Annotated in this window: 6 protein-coding genes; 3 read left to right on the top strand and 3 right to left on the bottom strand. The window is 68.9% G+C overall.

Annotated features, from left to right (window positions below):
* Window positions 1–15: 15 nt before the first annotated feature.
* Together AB0M76_RS43240 and AB0M76_RS43235 are read right to left on the bottom strand one after the other, a co-directional pair.
* Window positions 16–207 (bottom strand): transposase, encoded by a 192-nt coding sequence (locus tag AB0M76_RS43240; protein ID WP_365958263.1) that lies wholly within the window; start codon window positions 205–207, stop codon window positions 16–18.
* A 195-nt stretch (window positions 208–402) separates the two neighbouring features.
* On the bottom strand, window positions 403–1,254 hold the full coding sequence (locus AB0M76_RS43235) for a LysR substrate-binding domain-containing protein (protein WP_365958262.1): 852 nt from the start codon (window positions 1,252–1,254) through the stop codon (window positions 403–405).
* Between the two features lie 81 nt (window positions 1,255–1,335).
* Here AB0M76_RS43235 and AB0M76_RS43230 point away from each other — a divergent pair, with 81 nt between their 5' ends.
* Both AB0M76_RS43230 and AB0M76_RS43225 read left to right on the top strand, forming a co-directional pair.
* Complete coding sequence (locus AB0M76_RS43230) at window positions 1,336–1,830, top strand: cupin domain-containing protein (RefSeq protein ID WP_365958261.1); 495 nt, start codon at window positions 1,336–1,338, stop codon at window positions 1,828–1,830.
* Between the two features lie 166 nt (window positions 1,831–1,996).
* The gene (locus tag AB0M76_RS43225) at window positions 1,997–2,356 is read left to right on the top strand and encodes a DoxX family protein (protein ID WP_365958260.1); all 360 of its coding nucleotides are present in this window, start codon (window positions 1,997–1,999) and stop codon (window positions 2,354–2,356) included.
* Between the two features lie 431 nt (window positions 2,357–2,787).
* Here AB0M76_RS43225 and AB0M76_RS43220 read toward each other — a convergent pair whose 3' ends face one another.
* Window positions 2,788–3,033 (bottom strand): DUF6207 family protein, encoded by a 246-nt coding sequence (locus tag AB0M76_RS43220; protein ID WP_365958259.1) that lies wholly within the window; start codon window positions 3,031–3,033, stop codon window positions 2,788–2,790.
* Window positions 3,034–4,109: 1,076 nt separating this feature from the next.
* Here AB0M76_RS43220 and AB0M76_RS43215 point away from each other — a divergent pair.
* Complete coding sequence (locus AB0M76_RS43215; RefSeq protein ID WP_365958257.1) at window positions 4,110–5,399, top strand: cation:proton antiporter; 1,290 nt, start codon at window positions 4,110–4,112, stop codon at window positions 5,397–5,399.
* Window positions 5,400–5,495: the final 96 nt, after the last annotated feature.

The following is a 5,495-nucleotide window of genomic DNA, read 5'->3' as shown; positions in this document are numbered from 1 at the left end:
ACTCGGCCCCGGCCTCTACGCCGCCACGGCATGGACCCCAACACCCCTTGCGTGACCTGCGAAAACGTTAACTACCCGGCCTTGGGTCAAGGCCCCGTGGTTGATGCCCAGGTCCTTGGCCACCGACGAGTAGCTGCCACCGGGCCTGGCCCGGTACAGCGCGACGGCATCGGCCCGGAACTCAGGGCTGTACTTCGACGTCCCCAACGGGAACTCCTGTTCCTCGGATCTCCACGATCCAGTGATCAGGGTGTCCCCGATCAAGGGTCAGGCCCCCTGCAGAGGGTCGGCGTCGTGTGCCAGAACCGAGAAACGACAGCAGGTATCACCATTTCCGGAGGCGGTCACGAGGGCTGCAGCGTTCGAATTGTTCACGCGCTGCGGCAGCGCCGTCGCCGATGCTCAGTGGCGGTACGCGGCTGCCGCGATCTCGATGAATGATCGGATCAACGGGTTGGTCTCTCCTTCGTTACACACCGCCACCACTGGGCTCGGCGCCATGTCGATCAGCGGTACCACGGTGAACTCCGCGGGCAGGTCGTGTCTGAGCGGCGCCAGGCCGACCGTGCCGTTCCACAGCACAGCCTGCAGGCATTCCTGGACGGCGCGCACCACTGGTCCCTCGCGCGGCCTGCCACCGTTCCAGTACGACTGCCAGATGGGGTCAGCGCCCTGCGGAAACTGGAACCAGCGGCGGTCGCGGAGCTCGGCCAGCCGCAGCCGGTCGCTACGGGCCAGCGGGTCGTCGGCGCGCAGGACCACGCCGACCGGATCGGTCCGCAGCACACGCATCGTCAGGGAGGTCTCGTCGAACGGCGCCCGGGTGAGGGCGACGTCGACCAGTCCAGCGCGCAGTCCGCACGTCGGGTCGGTCAGATCGGTGTCGCGGATGCGGATGTCGATGCCGGGGTGGTTTCGGCGGTAGGCGGCGGCCAGCCTGGCGACTCCCGGGTCGGTGCCGTCGCCCAAGATGCCGACGGTGATGGTCGCGACGCCGGCTGTCGCGCTCACGCGTACCCGGACGCGGTCGGCGTGGTCGAGTAGGGCTCGCGCCTCGTCGAGCAGCACCGTGCCCACCGGAGTGAGCGTGACGCCGGTGCTCGAGCGGGCGAAGAGCAGAGCCCCGACCTCGGCTTCCAACTGCTTGATCGCCCGGCTCAGCGGCGGCTGACTCATATGCAGTCGGGTGGCGGCCCGGCCGAAGTGGAGTTCCTCGGCGACCGCCACGAAGTAGCGCAAGGTCCGTAGCTCCACGCTGCAACGATACCCATGAGGTATCGGCGCTGCTGAATAGGTCTTGGACACCGGCGAGGTCCCGGCGGTGCACTGGTGAACATGACCGAAGAAGCCAAGACCAGCGAGCCGCAGGCCGACCCCGCCGTATCGGTGGTGGGTCCCCGCGACGGCGAGACGATCGTTCTGGGCACCACGCGCATGCGCGTTCTCGAGGACGGCAGCCACACCGGGCACCGCCTCGCGATCACCGAGTCCGTCCTCGCCCCGCACACGCAGGGTCCGCCGCAGCACCGCCATGGCCAACACGACGAGGGCTTCTACGTCCTCTCCGGCAACGTGCGGTTCACCGTCGGGGACGAGGACTACGACGCCACCGCGGGGACGCTCGTCATGGTTCCGCCGGGCACCCCGCACAGCTTCGCCAACCTGACCGACCAACCCGCCGTCATGCTCAGCACATTCACACCCGATCTGTACGTGCAGTACTTCCGAGACCTTCAGGAGGTGCTCGCCGGCGGCCGGCCGCTGACGCCACAGGTCAACATCGACGCGATGAGCCGCTACGCGACACAGCCCGCCACTGACCTCGCGTGAGGCCGACGGGACGGAACGGCTCGGCCGTCCTCCTTCGAGCTGTGGGGCGTGGCGCTCCCGCCTTTCGCGTCCGAACCCCTCGGACGACGGACCGGCCTTCTCCAGGGGCTTCCCTGACACTCGACGCAATAGGCCCCCGCGAACCGGGGCCCCATGAACGGGAACCATGAACATCGCCTATTGGATCGTCGCGGGACTGCTCGCGCTCTTCTACTTCTACGCAGGCACGCTGAAGGTGATCCGCAGCCGCGATCAACTCCGACCGATGATGGCTTGGGTCGACCGCATGCCCTTGCCTGCCCTCAGGGCGCTGGGGGCGGTCGAAATACTCGGCGCGGCCGGTCTGATCCTGCCACCGCTGACCGGCACCGCTCCCTGGCTGGCGCCGGCCGCAGCCGTCGGCTTCGTACTCCTGCAGACCGGTGCGATGGCCGTTCACCTGACCGGCGAAGACAGCCGGATCACACTCAATGTCGGACTCACCGCCACAGCGGCTGTGACCGTCTGGTTGGCCACCAGGCCGTGATCGTGGCTCAGTCCTCGACCGGTGGAAACGGGGGTCTCCCCGCCGGCCTCACCCTCCTTGGCCACCCGGGTGCAACCGGCGGGGTCACCCTCCGCGAGCACGGGCGCCGCACCCGCCATCAACCCGTCGGCCAGAAGGGCCGCAGCGGTCAGTGCTGTCGCCCGTCGCCGGCTCGCCACCGCGATTGCGATCGCCCTGCTCTGACGAACTCCCACAGTCAAGGTCCATCACAGGGGAGACCGGACGGGCCCGAAGACAGCAGCTGGTCCCCCATCAGCAACTGCTTGATCAACTTCCGTGACGGACAGGGGACACTGCCGGACCTCGCCAATCACCCGGACGCGCTGCCCCACCCCGCTCCAGGGGCAGCGTGATCAATCTCAGCGCCGACCACGGTTCCATTGATCCCCTGGGCCGACTTCCGAGGCCCCTCAGCCAGCACATCCAGGACTCCGAAGCAAGAACCCCAGTGCTCTCATAACTCGGCGACGGTGACTCCCGACAACAGAGGGCGGTCTCGCAGCTGAGCGATAGGTGCTCTCGCTTCTGGATGACACAGCCACCCAGCGTTCCTCCAGTGCGGCCATGACGGCCGGGACGGTGTCCTCGTCCCCGCCGGTGATGTCCAGCACCACCAGGCCGGGCTCCGCGACGTGCTGCTCATCGATCGGCTTCATGACCGCTGCGACGGCAAGAGGAAGCGAGACGGTTCGCCAGCGGTCCCAGCTCCACCCGCACGAGGGAGTGGAATCCGGCCCTGGCCGCGGACACCGCCCAGCCCGGCCGCTCTCGCGCTGTCGGGGCGCGGCCCCCGTCGCGGCCCCTTTGGTCAGGGCCGCGCCCCGTGGGGCCGAACGTACCCCGTAACCGAAGGCAGCCGCGGGCCGCGGTGGATATCGTGGGCCGGGCGGACCACCTGCGGCTGCTGGCTCGGGGTGCTTCACCAGCCTGGCCTCCCAGATCCTCTGCGACGGTGCCGGGCAGGCCAACACCTGGCACAGCGAAGAGCCGGCGCATGCCTCGGCATGCGACGCGGCGACCGCGCAGGGCGCGGAGCGCCGCCCCTCCCGCTTCACACCGGAGCGGCGCTGCCAGTTCATCGAGTATCCGGGTGCCGGGACGGCGACGACCAAGGCCGCGGCCGAGGTCGGCATCACGACCGCGGCCGTCTACCAGCGCCGCCGCCGCGATCCCGGTTTCGCCGCAGCCATGGCCCGCACGACTGCCACCCGCAGTACCCCGGAGCCCGCACGCGCCGCCACCGGCGCTCAGTGGACCGCCTTCCATGACCATCGCGCCACCCATGACGTTCTCTGGCAGGCGGCCCTCGTTGTGGGTAGCCGGCCAGAGGCCGTCCCTGGTGGAAGGCCGGCTGGCTCCAGAGCGGGACCCTGCGCTGTCGTAGAAGTCCTCGCTACGGCGTCTACCCCGCGTGAGCGAGGATGGCGTCGCGTCCGGGCCGTGAGCGCTCACGGCACCTTCGCGATGAGCGTGCGCGCCAGGTGGGATCTGCGGCTTTCCCCGGCGTCAGGGTCCGTTCCACAGCGGCTTACGAGTCATACTCCGGCGGAACTGCACCGCGGCTCTTCCGAGGGGGCGCATAGTCGTGACGCAGCCCCGTGAAAACGCTACCCAGTTCACGTACCCCGACCACACCCGATGACCGCACCAGGCGGTCACCGGGCACCTGACCACCCGCCCGCGCTGCCCCAAGGGGTCACAGGACAGACCCCGCCTTACGGAGACGGACCGTATGAACACCCATCAGACCACGTCACTCCTCCTCGGCCTCGCCGCCATCGTGATCCTGGCACGCGTACTCGGCGCGTTGGCCCGGCGGCTCGGACAGCCGGCGGTGATCGGTGAGGTTCTCGCCGGCATCGCGCTGGGGCCGACCCTGTTCCACGGGGCCATCTCCGACGCCCTCTTCCCCGTATCCATCCGGCCACTGCTCAGCGCTCTGGCCGCGGTCGGAGTCGCGGTCTTCATGTTCATCGTCGGCCTCGAGTGGGACGCCAAGCTGATCCGCGGCAGCGGAAGCCTTGCCGCCGGCATCTCGTTCAGCTCCATCGTGGTGCCCTTCGGCCTAGGCATGGTCCTGGCGCTCTACCTGATGGAGGAGTACGGCACCGGCAACCAGACCGCGTTCATGCTGTTCATGGGCATCGCCATGTCGATCACGGCGTTCCCGGTACTGGCCCGCATCCTCACCGACCGGAACATGACGCGCACCCCGCTGGGTGTGGTGGCTCTGGCCTGCGCCTCCATCGACGACGTTCTCGCATGGTCGGTGCTCGCCGCCGTGGTCGCCATCAGCGGCTCCGCCGGCGGCGACGAGTGGCGCATCCTGCTCGCGATCCCGTACCTGCTGGGCATGCTCTTCGTCCTGCGCCCCCTGCTGCAGCGCTACGTGGCCCGCCGGCCCGCGCTCCGGCTCACCCCGACCGTGTTCGCGTGCATCGTCGCGGGTCTGCTGCTGTCCGCCGCCGCCACCGAGTGGGTGGGTCTGCACTACATCTTCGGCGCGTTCCTCTTCGGTGTGGTCCTCCCGCGCACCGGCACCGATCAGCTCCGCTCGAAGGTGCACGAGCGCCTCGGGGAGATGAACGGCACGCTGCTGCTGCCGGTGTTCTTCCTCGTCGCCGGCCTCAAGGTCGATCTCTCGGGGCTGAACATGGACGGGCTGGGAGCCCTGGCGCTGATCCTCCTGGTGGCCGTCGGCGGCAAGTTCATCGGCGCGTTCACGGCCGCCCGGCTGAACAGGATGCCGGTGCGGCAGTCCGCTGCGCTCGCCACGCTGATGAACACCCGCGGCCTGACCGAACTCATCGTCCTGAACGTGGGTCTGCAACTGGGCTTCCTCGACCAGGGGCTCTACTCGCTCATGGTCGTCATGGCCGTGGTCACGACCGCGATGGCGGGTCCGCTGCTGAGCTGGCTCCTCGGCCGGCCGACGGGCAACGACCTGCCCAAGACACCCGAGGCATCCGAGACATCCGAGACATCCGAGCAGACGGCAGGAGCGGTACGCACGAGCGTCTAGACGCAATGCCGTTGACGTAGGGCTGGATTGGTGAGACGACGTCATCGGGGGGTGGTGTCGGTGGCGTTGTCTCTTCCGGATCTGGCCGGGGTGGGT

It is taken from the genome of Streptomyces sp. NPDC051364, from assembly GCF_040682115.1.
In the GTDB taxonomy this organism is placed as follows: domain Bacteria; phylum Actinomycetota; class Actinomycetes; order Streptomycetales; family Streptomycetaceae; genus Streptomyces.
Note: the sequence above shows the minus strand (reverse complement) of the source record. Positions and strands in the feature narration are given on the sequence as shown.